Source organism: Curvibacter sp. T50, assembly GCF_057219955.1.
Genome location: NZ_JBXVVU010000001.1, coordinates 413,393 through 433,002, shown reverse-complemented (window position 1 = coordinate 433,002; position 19,610 = coordinate 413,393). Strand labels below are relative to the sequence as shown.

The following is a 19,610-nucleotide window of genomic DNA, read 5'->3' as shown; positions in this document are numbered from 1 at the left end:
ATCGGGTGAAAAGAAAAAGGGCCGCCCTGCGGCAGCCCGGAATCGCCAGGCGCGCTCAGTCCGCCCGGTAGTTGGGCGCTTCCTTGGTGATCTGCACATCGTGCACGTGGCTTTCGCGGATGCCGGCGGCGGTGATCTCGACGAATTCCGCCCGCTCGTGCATGTCGGCAATCGTGCTGCAACCGCAATAGCCCATGCTGGCACGCAGGCCGCCGGCCATCTGGTAGATGATGGCCACCACCGAGCCCTTGTAGGGCACGCGCCCTTCGATGCCCTCGGGCACCAGCTTGTCGGCGTTGGGGTTGCCGGTGCTCGACTCCTGGAAGTAGCGGTCGGCGCTGCCTTGCTGCATGGCGCCGATGCTGCCCATGCCCCGGTAGCTCTTGTAGCTGCGCCCCTGGTACAGGATGACCTCGCCGGGCGCCTCTTCGGTGCCGGCAAACATGCCCCCCATCATGACCGTGCCGGCGCCGGCCGCGATGGCCTTGGCGATGTCGCCGCTGTAGCGGATGCCGCCGTCGGCAATCAGCGGCACGCCGGTGCCCTTGAGGGCGGTGGCCACGTTGTCAATGGCCATGATCTGCGGCACGCCAACGCCCGCGACGATCCGGGTGGTGCAGATGGAACCGGGGCCGATGCCCACCTTGACCGCGTCGGCGCCCGCCTCGACCAGCGCCAGCGCGGCGGCCCCGGTGGCGATGTTGCCGCCGATGACTTCGATGTCGGGGTAACTGCGCTTGACCCACCGCACGCGCTCGATCACCCCCTTGCTGTGGCCATGGGCGGTATCGACAACAATGGCATCGACCCCCGCCTTGACCAGTGCGGCCACCCGCGCTTCGGTTCCTTCGCCCACACCCACGGCAGCGCCGACCCGCAGTCGACCGGAGGGGTCCCGCGCGGCGTTGGGGAAGTTGAGCTGCTTGGTGATGTCCTTCACCGTGATCAGGCCGCGCAGTTCGAAGGCATCATTGACCACCAGTAAACGCTCCAGGCGGTGCTTGTTCAGCAAAGCCTTGGCCTGCTCGGGCGTAGTGCCTTCGGGAACGGTGACCAGGCGCTCTTTCGGGGTCATGATCTCGCGCACGGCCTGGTCATAGCGGGTTTCGAAGCGCAAGTCGCGCCCGGTCACAATGCCAACCACCTTGCCACCATCGCAGACCGGAAAACCGGAAACCCCGAGTTGCTCGGACAGCGCAACGACCTCTCGCACGGGCGTGTTGGGCGTGATGACAACGGGGTCCCGCAAGAGTCCGCTTTCGTAGCGCTTCACCCGGGCGACCTGGGCCGCCTGCTCGGCCGGCGTGAGGTTCTTGTGCACGATGCCGATGCCGCCTTCCTGGGCAATGGCAATCGCGAGGCGAGCCTCCGTGACCGTGTCCATGGCCGCCGAAACCAGGGGGAGGTTCAGGCGAATGTTGCGGGTGAATTGGGTTGAGAGGGATGTGTCCTTGGGAAGGACCTGGGAGTACGCCGGCACCAGCAACACATCGTCGAAGGTGAGCGCTTTTCCAAGAAGGCGCATGAGAGAGAGCTCCAAAAACCGAATTGTACCCGTCCGTCTTGTGGAAACGCACCTGCAAACCGGCACTTTTCCGCGGCCCCGACAGGCAGTGCAAGCACGCAATCCGGCACTTTTCGGGTCCGGCCGCGCTACACTGGCCGGATGAAAACCTTGTCTGCAACCCTCATTGCTGCTGCTCTGGCCTGTTTCAGCCTGACGGCATCGGCCCAATGGCAATGGCTGGACGGCAGCGGCCGCAAAGTGTTCAGCGACCAGGCACCGCCACCAGACGTGCCGGAGAAAAACATACTGAAGCGCCCGGGCGGATTTGCACGACCGGCCGCCGCCCCGTCGGTGGCTGCACCGGCCAGTGCGCCGGCCTCCGCGGCCACACCGCGGGTCTCCGGCAAGGACGCCGCACTGCAGGAAAAGAAGAAACAGGCGGAAGCCGAGGCTGAGGCAAAACAGAAAGCAGAAGAAGAAAAATTCCAGAAAACTCGCGCCGACAACTGTCAGCGGGCGCGGCAGGCCAAACGAACGCTCGACTCTGGCGTTCGCCTGGGCCGCCTGAACGACAAGGGCGAGCACGTCTTTCTGGACGAAGCCGGACGTGCCGCCGAAGCCCAGCGCGTTGACGGGGTCATCGCGACCGAATGCCAGCCCTGAATCCGGCTCAGTACCCGGGCTTGGAGCCGGGACGCCGTCGAGCGAATAAACCTGTCCCGCGGCTCCCTTGGCGCTGAAACCGTTCGCGCCGCGCAACCTTCGGGTCAACGATCAAAGGCCGGCACAGTTCCACCCTGTCGTGATCTTGCAGGCACTGGTCCAGCCGGGCGCGACGCCCCCAGACCGCCAAGCCCGCACTCGCCGAGGCAGAGGCCTCCGGCCACAGGGAGCACAGGTCACCGGCGTGCAAGGCATCAGCCACGGTCGCTCCGGAAGGCAGTTCCAGTTCAACCTCTACGGTTTCCCGGGCCCGGGGCGAATAAGCCACGGTGATTCGCACCCGATCCCGGGACTCGGGATCAGCCATAGACCTGTTCAGCCCGTTTGACGAACGCGTCCACCAGGCTGGCGGCGATTCGGTCGAACACCGGCCCGACAACCGCCGCGAGTGCCGGACTGGAAAACCCGTAGTTGAGGCGCAACTCCACGCGACAGGCGCGTTGCGAGCCATCACCGAGTGCGATGAAATCCCAGACGCCGTCCAGTTTGGAGAACGGCCCCTTGACCAGAGCCATGGCGACCTGCCGGTCGGCTTGATGGTGGTTCCGCGTGGTGAAAACCTGGCGGACACCACTGATGCTGATGCCCACTTCAGCGACAACCCCGGCATCGTCCTGCTCGACAATTCGTCCGTGGTCACACCAGGGCAAAAACTCCGGGTACCGCCCGACATCAGTCACCAAGGCAAACATCTCCGAAGGGCTGTACCAGATCAGAACGGACTTGTGGACGTTTTTCATAGAATGCACGCTCTCGCGCGGGCTGATTGTATGTTTCCACCGGCCATCGTCTGCCTCTGGCCCTTGCGGGCCCGAATCCTGCCCCCAACTGACAGCCATGGCCCAGAAAAAGCCCACCAACCCCGCCCATACCGGGCGAATCGCCGAAAACAAGAAGGCGTCATTCAACTATTTTTTTGAGGAACAGTTCGAGGCCGGACTGGTCCTGGAGGGCTGGGAGGTCAAAGCCATCCGAGAGGGCAAAGTACAACTGACAGACGGCTATGTGGTCATACGCGATGGCGAATTGTTTGTCATTGGCTGCCTGATCAACCCCTTGCGATCGGCATCCACCCATGTAAACCCCGAGGCGGCACGCACACGCAAGCTATTGATGAAAAAGGGCGAAATCCGCCGCCTGATCGGGAAGGTCGAGCAAAAAGGATACACCTTGATTCCGGTCAATCTGCACTGGAAGAATGGCCGTGTCAAATGCGAAATCGCTCTCGCCAAGGGGAAGGCGGAGCACGACAAGCGCGACACCATCAAGGATCGGGAAGGCAAACGCGAGATCGAGCGGGCGATGAAGTCCCGCAACCGCTGACCGAAGCCGCAATCAGCGCAACTGGCGCAGCGGGTGTGCGTGCGCCGGCCAAGGGCTTTCAAAGAAGGGCTGCACCATGTCGGCTGTGACGTCCTCAACGCGCGCAGGACTCCAGCGTGGCGAATGGTCCTTGTCAATTGCCAGTGCCCGCACTCCTTCGACGGTTTCGCTGGCGGGACCGGGCCGACCCAGATGCGCGGTATTGAAGCAGTGGCGAACCAGATCGCGCTCCATGCGCAGGTCATCGGCCAGTCCCATGAGCCGGGCACGTCGGACTTGCTCGAGCACCACATGCAACATCAGGGGCGAACGCTTGCGTAACAACTCGCCCGTGGTTTTCGCCCAGTCGCTGCCATCGTCTTGCAGTCGCACAAGGATGTCCGAGACGGTGTCGGCGGCAAATATCGAGTCGATTTTGCCGACATCCAGCGTAAAAGCGTCACCATTAGCTATGAAACGCGTAGCAATCCAATGCTCTACCGCCTCGCCCGTTTCGAACGGTGTCTGTGCCAGTGTCTCCCAGATCGGTCCGAGTTGCCCGGACAGCATGTAGCCATCAGCGAGGTGCGCGCGGACCGCGTCGCGCGCTGCGATGACCTGGCCGGTCAGCGCCAGGTACTCCCCGATCCGGCCCGGACACCGGCTGAGAAAAAAGCCGCCCCCGACATCCGGAAACAAACCGATGGCGGTCTCGGGCATCGCCATACGCGTGCGTTCGGTCACTACCCGCAGACTTGCCCCTTGGCTGATTCCCATGCCGCCACCCATCACAACCCCGTCCATGAATGCAATGTAAGGCTTGGAGTAGGTGTGGATCAGGTGATTGAGGGCGTACTCCTCGGTGAAAAAGTCCTCCAGGGCCGGATCTCCTTGGGTTGCCGCCCGATGGAAAAAGCGGATATCACCTCCCGCACAGAACGCGCCGAACGGGCCTTCTTTCCCTTGCCCACGAATGGCAACCGCAAGAACTTGCGGGTCCTGAGCCCATTCGAGCAAGGCGCCGGTCAATCCCCGAATCATCTCCAGGGAAAGCGCATTGAGCGCAGCCGGCCGATTGAGGGTGATGAGGCCCATGCGGCCGCGAACTTCCGCGCGGATCGATGTTTCAGCCATTTCTTTGCCTCCAGCCCAGCAGTTCGTTCATCACCAGCGCGCCGACCACCAACGCGCCACCGGCCAACACCGTTCCTCCTGGCTCCTCACCGGCCCCCAGCCATGCCAGGCCGATGCCGAACAAGACTTCGAGGAGGGCCAGAAGCGCCACTTCAGGGGCCTTGAGGACCCGCGCACAGACGACAGACAGTGTGCACGGAATCGCCAGTTGCACCAAGCCCAGAAGCGCCAGCCACGCAATATCGGAGCCGGATGCGACAAATGGCATTGCCCAAGGCAACGTGAACGCGGTGGACAGCATGGCGCCTAGGAGGACGGAGGAAACCAGATCCGTGGGCTGACCACTCCCGTGGCTATGCTGGACCAAGGTCCACTGGGTTGCGCCCGCGATCGGAACGCACAGGGCGACCAGGAATCCCGTCATGGCCTGGGACCCGCCGAGACTGAACTGCGCGCCGAACATCCAGCCGATGCCGCATCCGGCAACCACAATTGCCACCCACGTTCGACCCGGCAGCGCATGTCCGATAAACACCCGCGCCATCAGGGCCGTAATGAAGGGGCCGAGCGCCAGGGTGATCAAGACGTTGGCTACTGTGGTCATGGTCAGCGCGACCATAAAGGCGGTAAACATGACCGACCAGCACAGACCGGATATCCAGAACAGGCGGTTACGCCATGGCAGCTTGCTCAGCGCATCATGCCCCTTCCACAGCGGCAGGATCACCAGCAACGACAACATCGTGAACAGACTGCGCCAGAACGTCACTTCAAACCGGGCTGCGCTTTCCAGTTGACGGGTGACAACTCCGGCGATCGACCACATGGCCGCAACAGCGACCATGCCCCAGACGGCCTGGGTATGTGTCAGCTTCATCGCTCTATTTCGAAATGGGGAGTGCGGACATCAAGCCCCATCCCGCTGCGCCCTCTTGCGCTCGTGCTCCTTGAGGAAGCGCTTGCGCAAGCGAATGCTCTTCGGGGTAATCTCCACCAGTTCGTCGTCTTCAATGAATTCGACGCCGTATTCCAGAGTCAACTGGATAGGCGGCGTGATCTTGATCGCATCTTCTTTGCCCGAAACACGGAAGTTGGTCAGCTGCTTGGTCCTCGTGGCATTGACCACCAGATCGTTCTCGCGGTTGTGCACCCCAACGATCATCCCTTCGTACACGGGGTCGTTGGCGCGCACGAACATACGTCCGCGATCATCGAGCTTGCCCAAGGCATAGTTGAAGATTTCGCCGTCATCCATGCTGATCAGCACACCGTTCTTGCGATTGGCAACATCGCCTTTATGCGGCTCGTACCCATCGAAGATGTTCGATATCAGGCCCGATCCCCGGGTCAGGTTCAGGAACTCGTTGGTGAAGCCGATCAGGCCGCGGGCTGGAATTCGGTACTCCAGGCGGACCCGTCCCCGTCCGTCAGGGTCCATGTTGACGAGTTCCCCTTTGCGCTCGCCCAACGCTTGCATCACGCCGCCCTGATGGCCTTCTTCGATATCGGCAGTCACGAGTTCGATCGGCTCGCAGCGTTCGCCGTCAATATCCTTGAAGACCACGCGTGGCTTGGATACGGCAAGCTCGTATCCTTCGCGGCGCATGTTCTCCAGCAGGATGGTCAGGTGCAACTCACCCCGCCCGGACACTTCAAAAATTCCATCTTCGTCGGTCTCTCTGACCCGCAAAGCCACGTTGGATTGAAGTTCTTTCTGGAGCCGGTCCCAGATCTGGCGACTGGTAACGAACTTGCCCTCGCGCCCTGCCAGCGGACTGGTGTTGACGCAGAAATTCATGGTCAGGGTCGGCTCGTCTACGCGCAGCATTGGCAACGGCGCGGGATTGGCAACGTCGGTGATCGTGACCCCGATGCCGATATCTTCAATGCCGTTGATCAGCACAATGTCGCCCGGGCGGGCTTCAGCCGCCTGCACCCGGTCCAGTCCCTGGAAGGTGTGAACCTGATTGATGCGACCTTTCCATGATTTGCCATCCGGCCCTTCCATCACCAGAACATCCATGGAAGGCCGCAAGCGTCCGGCATTGATCCGACCGACACCGATGCGCCCGACGAAGGTCGAGTAGTCGAGGGCCGAAATCTGCAACTGCAGCGAGGCATCGGGGTCGCCTGCATGGGCGGGGACATGGCGCAGAACCGTATTGAAGAGTGCCGACATGTCCGGGCCCCACTGTTCGCCGGGCTCACCCTCCTGCAGCGAACTCCAGCCATTGATACCAGAGGCATAAACGACCGGAAAGTCGAGTTGTTCGTCGGTAGCCCCCAGTTTGTCGAACAGGTCGAAGGCGGCGTTGATGACCTTGTCGCAATTGGCGCCGGGCTTGTCCACCTTGTTGACAACAACAATCGGTTTCAGCCCGAGCGCCAGGGCTTTCTTGGTGACAAACCGGGTTTGGGGCATCGGTCCTTCCTGTGCATCGATCAACAGCAAGACGCCGTCCACCATTGACAAGGCGCGTTCGACTTCCCCACCGAAGTCGGCGTGGCCCGGCGTGTCGACGATATTGATGTGGGTACCTTCCCAGCTCACAGCGCAGTTCTTGGCCAGGATGGTGATGCCCCGTTCGCGCTCGATGGCGTTGCTGTCCATGACCGTATCGACAACCTTTTCGTGCTCGGCAAAGGTTCCGGATTGCCGCAACAACTGGTCGACCATGGTGGTCTTGCCGTGGTCAACGTGGGCAATGATGGCAATGTTTCGGATTGGGCGGTTCATGGTGATGAATGATGTATTTGCTGAATTTCAAGAGGACTGAGCAGGCGGCCCGGGATCAGTTCACCCGATCGGGTTTGGCCGCTGCCCAGGAGAACGGATGGGTTCCCTGATATGGGATCGGGCCCGAAAACGGCAACTTTCTGATTGTCCGGCCACGATCCACGACGGCGCATCCCCGAAAGGAAACGACCGGCATTGTCCTGATCGAGCGTGACAACCTGATGGTCACCAAGCAACGATTCGACGTTCATGAGCCGTTTTAGCCGTTCGACCTCGGGAGTCTTTTCGAGGTCGGCCAATGTCCAGCATTGCGACAGCTCGAAGGGTCCGGTTTGAATTCGCCGCAGTTCCCGCAGGTGGCCTCCGCAACCAAGCGCTTCGCCGATGTCCTCGCCGAGCGTGCGAATGTAAGTGCCTTTGGAGCAACGTACACGCAGGCGCAAGCTTGGCACAGCACTTTCCAGATCGGCGTGAACGAGCTGCAGATCATGGATAGTGACCGACCGAGCATCGCGCTCCACCGTCTCACCGCTTCGGGCATATTCGTAAAGCGCCTTGCCGTCTTTCTTCAACGCGCTGTACATCGGTGGAACCTGTGCAATAGGGCCGGTGAATCTATCTAGGACTTCAACGACCTCACCCAACGAACAACCGACCGGTCGAGTGGTGAGAACAACCCCTTCGGCGTCGGCCGTGCTGGTGGTCTCTCCCAATCGGATGAGCGTCTCGTACGTTTTGTCGGCATCCAGATGAAGCTGGCTGAATTTGGTGGCCGCGCCGAAGCACAACGGGAGAACACCGGTCGCCATCGGATCAAGCGTTCCGGTGTGACCCGCCTTCTCCGCGCGCAAAAGCCACTTTACTTTTTGCAAAGCCTGATTGCTGGAAAGGCCCAGCGGCTTGTCCAGCAGCAACACCCCATGCACGGGGCGACGCTGCACCCGCGCACGAGGAGCAGCTTTCATCTCAGTCGCTGTCCTTGGATCGGGAAGCCACCGCTTTCGCGATCAGCGCATTCATGTCGGCAGCCCGTTCGATGGTGCGGTCGAAAACGAAGTGCAATGTCGGTACGGTGTGGATATGCAAGCGCTTGAACAAGCCATTGCGCAAGAAACCGGCCGCCGCATTGAGGCCCTGCACGGTTTCCTCAGGATCGCCTGTCAAAAGGCTGAAGAAGACTTTTGCGTGTGCGTAATCCGGTGTGACCTCCACGGCATTGATGGTGATCAAGCCGACTCGGGGGTCCTTGAGTTCGCGCGCGACGAGTTCCGCCAGATCGCGCTGGATCTGGTCGGCGACACGGAAACCCCGATTGGGAACACTACCGGATTTGCGCATGGTGTTCAGAGCGTCCGCGCGATTTCCTTGATCTCGAAGAACTCGAGCTGGTCACCCACGGCGATATCGTTGTAGTTCTTGAGTTTGATACCGCACTCGAAACCTTCACGCACCTCGCGGACGTCATCTTTCATGCGCTTGAGCGACTCCAGCTCGCCGGTGTAGATCACCACGTTGTCGCGCAACAGGCGGAAGCGGCAGCTGCGGGTGACCTGACCTTGCGTGACATAACTTCCGGCAACCGTGCCGATCTTCGAGGCCACGAAAACAGTGCGGATTTCCGCCATGCCTATGACCTCTTCCTTCTGCTCGGGAGCCAACATCCCCGACATCGCAGCTTTCAATTCATCGACTGCGTCGTAAATGATGTTGTAGTAGTGAACCTGAACACCGCTCGTTTCGGCCAGCTTACGGGCATTGGCGTCGGCTCGAACGTTGAAGCCAATCACAATCGCCTTGGAGGCAATGCCCAGGTTGATATCCGACTCGCTGATGCCGCCGACTCCGGCATAGACCAGTTGGACCCGGATTTCCTCGGTGGAGAGCTTCAGCAGCGAGGCAGACAGGGCTTCCTGCGAGCCCTGCACATCGGCCTTGATGATCACTGGCAATGTCTTGACTTCGCCAGCTGTCATGTCGGCGAACATGTTCTCCAGCTTCGCTGCCTGCTGTTTCGCCAGTTTCGTGTTGCGGAATTTGCCGGCGCGGTAGGTCGAAATCTCCCGTGCGCGACGCTCGTCCGCGAGCACCATGAATTCGTCGCCAGCCTGCGGCACCTCGGTCAAACCTTGAATCTCGACCGGAATCGATGGCCCGGCAGACTTGATCGGTCGCCCGTTCTCGTCGAGCATGGCCCGCACCCGGCCGTAAGTCTGTCCAGCCAGGACCACATCGCCGGTCGCCAGGGTTCCTGACTGGACCAGTACCGTCGCCACCGGACCACGACCTTTGTCCAGACGCGCTTCAATGACCAGTCCTTTGGCCATTGCCTCAACCGGTGCCTTGAGCTCCAGAACTTCCGCCTGCAGCAATACGTTCTCCAGAAGTTCGTCTACCCCCTGGCCTGTCTTGGCCGAAACAGAGATGAAGGGTGACTCGCCACCGTACTCTTCCGGAACAACCTGCTCGGCAACCAGCTCTTGCTTGACCCGGTCGGGGTTGGCATCCGGCTTGTCGATCTTGTTGATGGCCACGACGATGGGCACACCCGCCGCCTTGGCATGTTTGATCGCTTCCTTGGTCTGCGGCATCACGCCATCATCGGCTGCAACCACCAAAATGACGATGTCCGTGGCTTTGGCACCGCGAGCCCGCATGGCCGTAAACGCTTCGTGACCCGGCGTATCGAGGAACGAAATCATTCCACGTGGGGTTTCGACGTGGTAGGCCCCGATATGCTGAGTAATCCCGCCTGCCTCGCCGGCGGCAACCTTGGCCCGGCGGATGTAGTCCAGCAAGGACGTTTTCCCGTGATCGACGTGACCCATGACGGTTACCACCGGTGCCCGCGAGACCGCTTCGGCGTCCTGCTGTGAGACCTCTTCGTCAGTGAATGCTTCAGGATCGTCCAAAGCCGCCACCACCGCCTTGTGTCCCAGCTCTTCCACCACAATCATCGCGGTATCCTGATCCAGGGACTGATTGATGGTGACCATCTGACCGAGCTTCATCAACTGCTTGATCACCTCGGACGCTTTGAGCGACATCTTGTGTGCAAGTTCGGAAACCGTAATGGTCTCGGGCACATGCACTTCAATGGTTCGCTGCTCGGTGGGCGTCGCCACCATGACTTCATGTCGATCACGATCGCCACTGCGGCGACCTTTCGCGCCGGAGCGCCAGTTATTGCGACCAACACCCCCGCTCGTATCCCCTCTGGTCGGGATCGCCTTCTTCTTGGCAGGATCTCCAGCCCAGCTCGACGAGAGGTTCTCGGATTTCACTTCCTTCTTGCCGCCCGGGCCGGGAGCAGGAGCCACAGGCGCACCGCCCGCTGGGCGCGCCGGAGCGGCCGGCTTGTGCAGGGTACCTTTTACCGGAGTTTTCACCTCGTCCGCCTTGACAGGCTTGGGTTCCTCCGGCTTCTTCGCGACAAGTACCCGTTTAGGTGCACTCATCATCTTGCGAATCGCTTCCGCTTCTTCCTGCGCCTTGCGTCTGCGCTCTTGCAGATCGTGTGCGGCGCGATCTGCATCCGCCGTCGCTCGGGCCTTCTCCTCGGCCTGCCTGGCCAGTTTTTCAGTTTCTCTTTCGGCGGCTTGCTTGCGCAGAACTTCGTCTGAATCGGCTTCAACCGGAGGAGGCACTGCGTCGCCAGCATCTGCTTTCCCGGCCGCCGCCTCTTCGGCCAATACGCGCTCCCGCGCGATACGCTCGTTTTCGGCACGAATCCGAGCTTCTTCGGCTTCACGTGCCTCTTGCTCTTCCCGTTGGCGGCGGCGCTCGGCCAGGTCTTCTTCCTGACGACGAAGCAGCTCGGCCTGACGCCGGGCCTCTTCTTCACGACGCTGCAATTCGGCAAGCTCCAGCAAACTCCTGTCGGTAGCTTGCTCAGCCGCGGCCTCCCCCTCCGACTCGCCAGATATTTCACCTGTTTCGTCACGCTTAATGAACGTCCGCTTCTTGCGCACTTCGACTTGAATCGTTCTGGCTTTACCGGACGCATCGGCCTGCTTGATCTCCGTGGTGCTTTTCTTCACCAGGGTAATCTTCTTTCGCTCGGTCGAAGCCGTGCCATGACTGGCCTGCAGATAGCTGAGCAGTTTGTGCTTGTCGGAGTCCGTGAGCTGATCGGACACAGCGTGCTTGGCAACACCCGCCGATCGAAGCTGATCAAGCAGGATTTCGGGAGATTTCTTGAGCTCGGATGCGAACTCGGCAACTGTATTGCTGGACATATTTTGTGTGAGCCTCTTCGGCCATTACTCCTGACCCGCAAACCAGTGTTCACGTGCCTTCATGATCAATGTCGTGGCATCTTCCGGGGTCTGTCCGGTAATGTCCGTGAGTTCGTCGACCGCCAGGTCGGCAAGTTCATCGCGGGTGTGAACACCCGACTGCGCCAGCTGAGTAATCAGCTCGGGAGTCAATCCTTCCAGCGAACGCAAGTCCTGAGAGACCTCTTCGACACTTTCTTCCCGGGCGATTTCCATCGTGAGCAAAGCGTCCTTGGCACGAATGCGCAATTCGTTGACAGTGTCTTCGTCGAAGCTCTCAATCTCGAGCATTTCCTGCAGAGGAACGTAAGCAACTTCTTCGAGGCTGGTAAACCCTTCCTCGATGAGGATGTCGGCAATTTCCTGGTCGACATCCAGCTTCTCCATGAACAACGTGCGGGTCGTAGTGGTTTCCTCAGCGGCCTTTTGCGCCGACTCGGCCGCATCCATGATGTTGATTTTCCATCCGGTGAGGTCCGAAGCAAGCCGCACATTCTGTCCGCCACGGCCGATTGCGATCGCAAGGTTCTCCTCGTCGACAACAACGTCCATGGCATGCTTCTCCTCGTCAACAACAATCGACGAGACGTTTGCTGGCGCCAAGGCGCCAATGACGAACTGGGCCGGATCATCGCTCCACAGCACAATGTCGACCCTCTCGCCAGCCAGTTCATTGGTTACCGCATTGACTCGAGAACCGCGCACGCCGACACAGGTTCCAATCGGATCTACACGCTTATCGTGCGACAAAACGGCGATCTTCGCCCGCGAACCGGGATCGCGCGCGCAGTTCTTGATCTCCAGGAGCCCTTGTTCGATTTCCGGAACTTCCTGACGAAACAACTCCATCATGAATGCCGGAGCAGAACGTGAGAGGATGATGGGTGCACCGCGCAAGGTGGGATCGACCTCCATGATCATTGCGCGAACCCGGTCTCCGTTACGCAGGTTTTCCTTGGGAATCATCTCGCTGCGACGGAGTCGACCTTCGACACGCCCCGACTCGACGATGATGTCGCCCTTGTCCATCCGCTTGACCGTGCCAACGAAAATCTTGTCGCCCCGGCTCATGAAATCGTTCAGGAGCATCTCGCGTTCGGCGTCCCGAATCTTCTGAAGGATCACCTGCTTGGCCGCCATGGCGCCGATACGGCCGATCGGAACCGATTCAACCTGCTCTTCAATGAACTCGCCCTCTTCGACATCAGCGATGCGGTCGCGGGCATCCATCAACAGCTCTTCGGCGTCCGGATTCTGAAGGCCGGCCTCATCCGGAACGACAAGCCAGCGTCGGAATGTTTCATAGTCGCCGCTGTCACGATCCACGGCAACGCGAATGTCGACCTCGCCCTTGTACAGCTTCTTGGTAGCCTGCGCGAGGGCTGCCTCGACGGCACCGAAAACGACATCACGCTCGACACTCTTCTCACGCGAGATGGCATCGACCAGCATCAACATTTCGCGATTCATGTTCTGACACTCCTATCCAGAAAACCCAACTTCACGGATTTGCAACGGGAGCCTGACCCGTCCGTCCTTTGAAATCCACTATGGACGCCAAACGAGCCTCCCTGAGCTCGTCAAGCGTAAAACCCAGCGCCTGCATGACGGGCGGCGGGCGCTTTCGGCTCACACGCTGCCCCGGCTTGATGACCGGTTCGTCAGACCACACAATCTGCCAGGCAAGTCCGACTTGCTCCAGCGTGCCACGGAACTTCTTTCGATTGGCCGCCACACCCGACGCACCCTCGGCAAGCCCTCTACCAACGGGGGCTTTAAGGGTGATATCAATGACCGAGCCCGTGAATCGGGCAAAGTCCTTCTCGGTGCGCAACGGCCTGTCGATACCCGGCGACGAAACCTCCAGCCGACGATATTCGACAGACTCCACTTCCAGCGCGAATTGCAGTTGCCGGGTTACGGACTCGCAGTCCTCGACGGTAACAAAACGCTCCGGCTGATCCGGCTGCCAGGGGTGATCGATCGTGATGCGCAATAGCCCCCCTGCGGAGCGCTCTATCTCCACAAGTTCGAGACCCAGTCCGGAAACGGTCTGCTCGACTGTCTTTTGCAATGCCACGCCCGAAATAAAACCCCCATCTGACGATATAAACGGCCCGACCAAAAAGAAACGGGCGGTGAATTTCCGCCCGTTTGGTCGTCAATCATCAATTGTAATCTGAAAATGCCCGTCAGAAAAGGGTTTCTGACTCGATCTCGGACCTGACTCCGGCCAAAGCGCCAAGGGGTCAGAGAGAGCCGGACGCCGAGACCAGAGCCTGCGTGTAGGGGTCAGCGGGCGCGGAAAGTACCCGATCGGCGGGGCCGATTTCGACAACCTTGCCGTCTTTCAGCACAACGACGTCATGTGCCATGGCCCGGACGACATCCACATCGTGGGTAATCAGCAGGTAAGCAAGCCCTCTCTCGGCCTGAAGACGCTGCAACAGATCAATGACCTGTCGCTGGACGGTCATATCCAGTGCGCTGGTCGGCTCATCCAGAACCAGCACTTTCGGCTCGACGATCAAGGCACGGGCGATGGCGATCCGCTGTCGCTGGCCACCGGAGAATTCATGGGGATACCGCCGCAATCCAGCGGGCTCTGTCATCGGCAATCCTACGTCCGACAGCATGGCCATCACGCGCCGCCGTCGCTCGTCAGGCGCCAGCTCGGGCGCATGCAATCGCAAGCCCTCGCCAACGATTTCCTCCAACGTCATTCGCGGAGACAGCGAAGAAAACGGATCCTGAAACACCACCTGAATGATTCGCCGAAGGCTGCGATCCTGTGACAGATTGCCCCGCCAGGCTTTGCCACAAACCATAACGCTTCCGGAAAACGGCTGAAGACCCAGCACGGCCAGCGCCAATGTGGATTTTCCTGAACCCGACTCCCCGATTACCCCTAAGGTGCGACCCTCTTCAAGCGCAAAACTCGCAGAATGCAGCGCAGTGAAACGCCCTTTTCGAAACCACCCCTGGAAGCCACCGAGCGGGATGGGGTAGTGCACACGCAAGTCTGTCGCCGAGAGGCACGGCTTCTGTCCAGCAGTTGCTGGGGTTTCGTATTCAGGTCGGCGCCCCGGCCGGCTGTCGACAAGTTGGCGCGTGTAGGCATTTTGTGGCGCGCTGAGGACTTGATCCACCGGCCCTTCCTCGACAATCTCACCCGACTCCATGACAACCACACGATCGGCAAACCGTCGCACCAGATTGAGATCGTGACTGATGAGAAGAATGGCCATTCCCATTTGCCGCTGCAAATCGGCCAGCAGTTGCAGAATTTGACTCCGCACCGTCGCATCAAGCGCGGTTGTCGGCTCGTCCGCAATCAACAGTCGAGGGCGCGCCGCCAATGCCATGGCAATCATGGCCCGTTGCCGCTGCCCTCCCGACAACTGGTGCGGATAGGCTCGCGCGCGGCGTTCTGGTTCGGCGATGCCGGTTTGCTCAAGCAGGGCGACCGCACCTTGCGTTGCCTGTTGCCGGCTCTGACCACACTTCAACTCCAGGACTTCGGCGATCTGGTCGCCGACGGTGAAGAGCGGGTTGAGCGCGGTCATGGGCTCCTGAAATACGAAACCGATCTCGTTGCCGCGGATTGCGCGCAACGCCGCATCATCGAGGTCCAACAACGACCGCTCGGCGAAATACACGTTACCGGACACGTTCGCCTGGGGCACGAGCCGCAACAAGGCCAGCGCCGTCACCGTCTTTCCCGAGCCCGACTCGCCCACAAGGGCAATGCGCTCCCCACACGCGATCGAGAAGCTGACCCCTCGGACGACTTCGGTCGAAGCAAATGAGACCCTGAGATTGTGGACCGTGAGCAGGGGCGCCGATGGCGTCTGCGGCGGCTGCGATGCAATCATTCCACGGCCTTCCGTGGGTCCAGGGCATCGCGCAACGCATCACCCATGAAAGTCAGAAGCATCAGGGTTACGACCAGGACCACAAAGGTGGAAAGAGAGATCCACCAGGCATCAATGTTGTTCTTGCCTTGCGACAGCAACTCGCCCAAAGAAGGCGTACCGGGTGGAACACCGAGCCCGAGAAAGTCCAGCGAAGTCAGCGCCAGGATCGCGCCACTCATGCGAAACGGCAAGAAGGTGACGACTGGGGTCATGCTGTTGGGCAGAACATGCCGCCAGATGATCTGTCCATGGCCAAGGCCCAGGGCCCGGGCTGCACGAACGTAGTCAAGCTGCCTGTTGCGCAAGAACTCCGCCCGCACATAGTCACTCAAACCCATCCAGCCAAACAGGCTCAACAGCACCAGCAACAAACCCATGCTGGGGTCGAAAACCGCCGCAAAAATGATCAGCAGATACAACTCCGGCATAGAGCCCCAGATTTCGATGAACCGTTGAAAGGCAAGGTCGGTTCGACCACCGAAATAGCCTTGCAGTGCACCAGTGAGAATTCCCAGCACGGTTCCGATGACCGTCAACGCCAACGCAAACAGGACCGAGAGGCGAAATCCGTAGAGCAGGCGCGCCAGCACATCCCGGCCCCGATCATCCGTCCCCAGCCAGTTCTCGGACGACGGTGGCGCGGGGTTGGGCTGCGAGGCAAAATAGTTCAGCGTCGAATGGTGGTAGCGGTTGACCGGAAAAAGCGCCCAGTTTCCCGGCTTTTCCAGTTGTTGCCGGATAAACGGATCGAGGTAATCGGTCGGTGTGTCGAAATCACCGCCGAACCGGGTCTCCGGATAGGCGCTCAGAATCGGCAACACCCACTGTCCTTCATAGCGAACGACGATGGGTTTGTCATTTGACACCAGTTCGGCAAACAAACTCAGCACAAACAGCGCAACAAACAACACCAGGCTCCAAAAGCCCAGCCGGTTGCGTCGAAATCGCTGCCAGGCGCGCCGACTCGGGGATAACGGTGCAGCACCCATCAGTCGAACTTCACCCGGGGGTCCACCCACACGTAACACAGATCGCTGATCAGTTTGGCTACCAGACCGATCAATGTGAACAGATACAAGGTTCCCATGACAACGGGGTAATCGCGGCGCATGACCGATTCATAGGACAACAGGCCCAGGCCATCCAGCGAAAACAGCGTCTCGATCAGCAGAGATCCGGAAAAGAACGCTCCGACGAAAGCGGCGGGAAACCCCGTCACGATCGGAATCAGCGCATTGCGCATCACATGCTTCCACAACACCCGGCGCTCATCAAGCCCTTTTGCCCGGGCGGTCAGAACGTACTGCTTGCGAATTTCTTCGAGAAAGGCGTTCTTGGTCAGCATGGTCGTCACGGCGAATGCACCCAGAACGCTGGCTGTCACAGGCAGCGTGATATGCCACAGATAGTCGACCACCTTGGCTCCCAGCGATAACTGGTCCCAGTTGCTTGAAGTCAGCCCCCGCAGAGGAAACCACTGCAATTGGCCGCCGAAGATGACCAGCAAGGCCACACCGAGCACGAAACCCGGTATCGCGTAACCAACCAGCACGATCAGGCTGGTCACCCGATCAAACCGCGTGCCGGCCCGCACGGCCTTGGCAATGCCAAGCGGGATCGATATCAGATAACTGAGAAAAAACGTCCACAAACCAAGACTGATCGAAACAGGCAGCTTCTCTTTCACCAGGCTCCAGACATCTTTGGGGTAGAAGAAGCTCTTGCCGAGGTCAAACCGAACAAACTGGTTCAACATCTGCCAAAAGCGCTCTGGCGCCGGCTTGTCAAACCCATAGAGCTGGCGAATCTCCGCGATACGGGCTGCATCGACACCCTGACGCCCCCGGTAGCCGGCACCCGTCACTGCCGCGCCCTCGCCACCGGTATCTCGCCCTTGCAGCTGCGAGACCATCTGCTCTACCGGACCACCGGGAACGAACTGAATGACAACAAAGGTCAGCAACAACACGCCGAACAGCGTCGGGATCATCAGCAAAACGCGCTTGAGAATGTAGAGTGCCATATTCCGTCAGCGCCGCGAAGCCGACCACCAGGTGGCAATGATCCAGGCTTCAGGCTGGTAAAAACGGGGCGTTACCGTTGGCCGCTCGAAAAGGCCAGCGCGCCACGCAACGCGATGAACGCTGCTGTACCAATGTGGCACCACGTAGTGCCCGAAGCGCAATACCCGGTCTAACGCCCGCAGAGCGCTTACCAACTCGGGGCGGCTGCGTGCGGAAACCACGCGCTGCAACAGCGCATCAACGGCCGGATCTTTCAGGCCCGTCACATTGCCCGACCCTTCGATTTCGGCCGCCTTCGAGCCAAAACGGTCCAGCAGTTCGACACCCGGTGCTTCGCTGCCCACCGAACGACTGCTGATGACCTCGAAATCAAAGACATCAAGGCGCTTTTGCAAGATCGCAAAGTCGATGACCTTGGTCTGAACCGTGATCCCCAGCTTTTCCAGGTTACGGGCAAACGGCGTGACGACTCGGCCCATGGAGCCGGAGTTGTCGAGGAACTCGATCGTGAACGCCTCGCCCGCTGCGTTGCGCAAGGCGCCGTTCCGGTAGGTCCATCCCGCCTGTTGCAGCAGATCCCGTGCCCGTCGCAGGTTGTCGCGCAGCGTAGGACCTTGGCTCGGGTCGAGATGACTGACCGGTGGCATCGGCACCGGGTCCGTGAAGACTGCCGGGGGCAGTTTCGCGCGCAAAGGCTCCAGCAGCAACAGCTCGTCGGGCCCGGGTAAACCTTTGGCCTCGAAATCGCTGCCCACGAAGTAGCCGCGAACCCGGGCATAGGCACCATAGAACAGCTGACGGTTCATCCATTCGTAATCCATTGCCAGACCAATCGCCTCGCGCACCCGCGGATCCGCGAACTTGGGTCGGCGCAAATTGAATTGGAAGCCCTGGAAGTCCCCGGCATTGCCGTGGGCCAGCTCCTTCTTGATCAGCCGTCCAGAATCGAACGCCTTGCCGGTATAGGCACGCGCCCACTCGCGGGCAATGAAGGCCTGGATGTAGTCGAACTCGCCCGCCTTGAATGCCTCCAGCTGTGCGGTGTTGTCTTTGTAGATCTTGTAAGTGACGCGGTCGAAATTGAACTGCCCGCGGCGAACGTTCAGCTCGCGGCCCCAGTAGGAAGGGTCCCGCTCGTACGAAATGTCCCTGCCGAAGTTCACCTTGCCGATCCGGTAAGGGCCGCTACCGATCGGCATGTCGGTAACGATCTGGTCGAACGGTTTCGCTCGACCATCGACACGGCCCCATTGCCGGCTGAACACCGGCAGACTGCCGGCAATAAGAGGCAGTTCGGCATTCGCTCGGACGAAATCAAACCGGACGGAACGTTCACCGAGCACCGTAACCGCCCGCACATCGCCGAAATAGGTCCGGTATTGTGGGGCAGCCTCTTTGCTCGTGAGGCGATCGAACGAATGTTTGACGTCAGCTGCCAGGACCGGGTCCCCATTGTGAAACCGCGCCAGAGGGTTCAGGCGAAAAACGACCGAAAGTTGATCGGCAGCCACCGCCACATCCTCGGCCAGCAGGCCGTAGGCCGTCGTGGGCTCCTCGAAATTGCCCGTCAGCAAAGTCTCGAAAACCAGCGCACCGAGGCCCGGAGGCGCGCTGCCTTTGAGGGTAAACGGGTTGTACTTGTCGAAGTTGGACAGTCGCGTCGGCGGCACCAGCCGAATTTCCCCGCCACGCGGCGCATTCACATTCACATAGTCAAAGTGGGGGAAACCAGCCGGATACTTGATATCACCGAACTGCGCGTACGCATGCGCAGCCCACACTGGCAGACACAGGCATCCCGACAGCCATAACAGCACAATCCGCATGCGCCAATTCTGGCCGATTTTTCTTCAACCCACAGGTACGCGAGAATCGCCGCTTTCGGCCGCGTGCCTTACGGCAGCGCCCTGACCGTCCGTTACGGCCTGCAGGCACCGGGGTGACGAGGTTTTTCGACGGATTTCAAGCAAAAATGATCAATACCCAGCGCAA

16 protein-coding genes and 2 pseudogenes are annotated in these 19,610 nt (G+C 60.2%); 2 read left to right on the top strand and 16 right to left on the bottom strand.

Features of this window, described 5'->3' with window-relative positions; translation table 11 throughout:
• Positions 1–55: 55 nt before the first annotated feature.
• The gene (guaB, locus tag AC2EBU_RS02015) at positions 56–1,525 is read right to left on the bottom strand and encodes an IMP dehydrogenase (RefSeq protein WP_484608714.1); all 1,470 of its coding nucleotides are present in this window, start codon (positions 1,523–1,525) and stop codon (positions 56–58) included.
• 141 nt (positions 1,526–1,666) lie between these two features.
• Here guaB and AC2EBU_RS02010 point away from each other — a divergent pair, with 141 nt between their 5' ends.
• Positions 1,667–2,170 carry a DUF4124 domain-containing protein gene (locus AC2EBU_RS02010; protein WP_484608713.1) on the top strand — a complete coding sequence of 168 codons (504 nt, stop codon included), beginning with the start codon at positions 1,667–1,669 and terminating at the stop codon, positions 2,168–2,170.
• A gap of 7 nt (positions 2,171–2,177) precedes the next feature.
• Here AC2EBU_RS02010 and AC2EBU_RS02005 read toward each other — a convergent pair whose 3' ends face one another.
• On the bottom strand, positions 2,178–2,537 hold the full coding sequence (locus tag AC2EBU_RS02005) for an RnfH family protein (protein WP_484608712.1): 360 nt from the start codon (positions 2,535–2,537) through the stop codon (positions 2,178–2,180).
• Positions 2,530–2,970: a type II toxin-antitoxin system RatA family toxin gene (locus AC2EBU_RS02000; RefSeq protein WP_484608711.1), complete on the bottom strand. Its 441-nt coding sequence runs from the start codon at positions 2,968–2,970 to the stop codon at positions 2,530–2,532. Before AC2EBU_RS02000 ends, AC2EBU_RS02005 begins: the two co-directional genes overlap by 8 nt.
• Before the next feature lie 97 nt (positions 2,971–3,067).
• Between AC2EBU_RS02000 and smpB the strand changes: the two genes are divergently transcribed.
• Entirely contained in the window at positions 3,068–3,553 is a 486-nt protein-coding gene (gene smpB, locus AC2EBU_RS01995; protein WP_484608710.1) for an SsrA-binding protein SmpB, read from the top strand.
• 12 nt (positions 3,554–3,565) lie between these two features.
• On the opposite strand, the gene AC2EBU_RS01990 is transcribed toward smpB, so the two are convergent.
• From AC2EBU_RS01990 to AC2EBU_RS01930, 13 genes and pseudogenes are all read right to left on the bottom strand, one after another.
• Entirely contained in the window at positions 3,566–4,666 is a 1,101-nt protein-coding gene (locus AC2EBU_RS01990) for an enoyl-CoA hydratase/isomerase family protein (RefSeq protein ID WP_484608709.1), read from the bottom strand.
• On the bottom strand, positions 4,659–5,543 hold the full coding sequence (locus tag AC2EBU_RS01985; RefSeq protein ID WP_484608708.1) for a DMT family transporter: 885 nt from the start codon (positions 5,541–5,543) through the stop codon (positions 4,659–4,661). The genes AC2EBU_RS01990 and AC2EBU_RS01985 overlap by 8 nt, the downstream gene beginning before the upstream one ends.
• Positions 5,544–5,573: 30 nt before the next feature.
• The gene (typA, locus tag AC2EBU_RS01980) at positions 5,574–7,403 is read right to left on the bottom strand and encodes a translational GTPase TypA (protein ID WP_484608707.1); all 1,830 of its coding nucleotides are present in this window, start codon (positions 7,401–7,403) and stop codon (positions 5,574–5,576) included.
• Positions 7,400–8,368, bottom strand: a complete 969-nt coding sequence (truB, locus tag AC2EBU_RS01975) for a tRNA pseudouridine(55) synthase TruB (protein WP_484608706.1) — start codon at positions 8,366–8,368, stop codon at positions 7,400–7,402. Before truB ends, typA begins: the two co-directional genes overlap by 4 nt.
• A 1-nt stretch (position 8,369) precedes the next feature.
• Positions 8,370–8,741, bottom strand: a complete 372-nt coding sequence (gene rbfA, locus AC2EBU_RS01970) for a 30S ribosome-binding factor RbfA (protein WP_484608705.1) — start codon at positions 8,739–8,741, stop codon at positions 8,370–8,372.
• A gap of 5 nt (positions 8,742–8,746) precedes the next feature.
• Positions 8,747–10,963, bottom strand: a pseudogene (gene infB / locus AC2EBU_RS01965) (translation initiation factor IF-2); the annotation flags it as partial.
• A gap of 99 nt (positions 10,964–11,062) precedes the next feature.
• Positions 11,063–11,638, bottom strand: a pseudogene (locus tag AC2EBU_RS01960) (translation initiation factor IF-2 associated domain-containing protein); the annotation flags it as partial.
• Positions 11,639–11,662: 24 nt separating this feature from the next.
• Complete coding sequence (nusA, locus tag AC2EBU_RS01955) at positions 11,663–13,147, bottom strand: transcription termination factor NusA (protein ID WP_484608704.1); 1,485 nt, start codon at positions 13,145–13,147, stop codon at positions 11,663–11,665.
• Positions 13,148–13,178: 31 nt separating this feature from the next.
• Positions 13,179–13,757 carry a ribosome maturation factor RimP gene (gene rimP / locus AC2EBU_RS01950; protein ID WP_484608703.1) on the bottom strand — a complete coding sequence of 193 codons (579 nt, stop codon included), beginning with the start codon at positions 13,755–13,757 and terminating at the stop codon, positions 13,179–13,181.
• A 169-nt stretch (positions 13,758–13,926) separates the two neighbouring features.
• On the bottom strand, positions 13,927–15,552 hold the full coding sequence (locus AC2EBU_RS01945) for an ABC transporter ATP-binding protein (RefSeq protein WP_484608702.1): 1,626 nt from the start codon (positions 15,550–15,552) through the stop codon (positions 13,927–13,929).
• Entirely contained in the window at positions 15,549–16,583 is a 1,035-nt protein-coding gene (locus AC2EBU_RS01940) for an ABC transporter permease (protein WP_484608701.1), read from the bottom strand. Before AC2EBU_RS01940 ends, AC2EBU_RS01945 begins: the two co-directional genes overlap by 4 nt.
• Positions 16,583–17,617: a microcin C ABC transporter permease YejB gene (locus AC2EBU_RS01935; RefSeq protein WP_484608700.1), complete on the bottom strand. Its 1,035-nt coding sequence runs from the start codon at positions 17,615–17,617 to the stop codon at positions 16,583–16,585. Before AC2EBU_RS01935 ends, AC2EBU_RS01940 begins: the two co-directional genes overlap by 1 nt.
• Before the next feature lie 6 nt (positions 17,618–17,623).
• Entirely contained in the window at positions 17,624–19,444 is a 1,821-nt protein-coding gene (locus AC2EBU_RS01930) for an extracellular solute-binding protein (RefSeq protein WP_484608699.1), read from the bottom strand.
• Between the last annotated feature and the right edge of the window lie 166 nt (positions 19,445–19,610).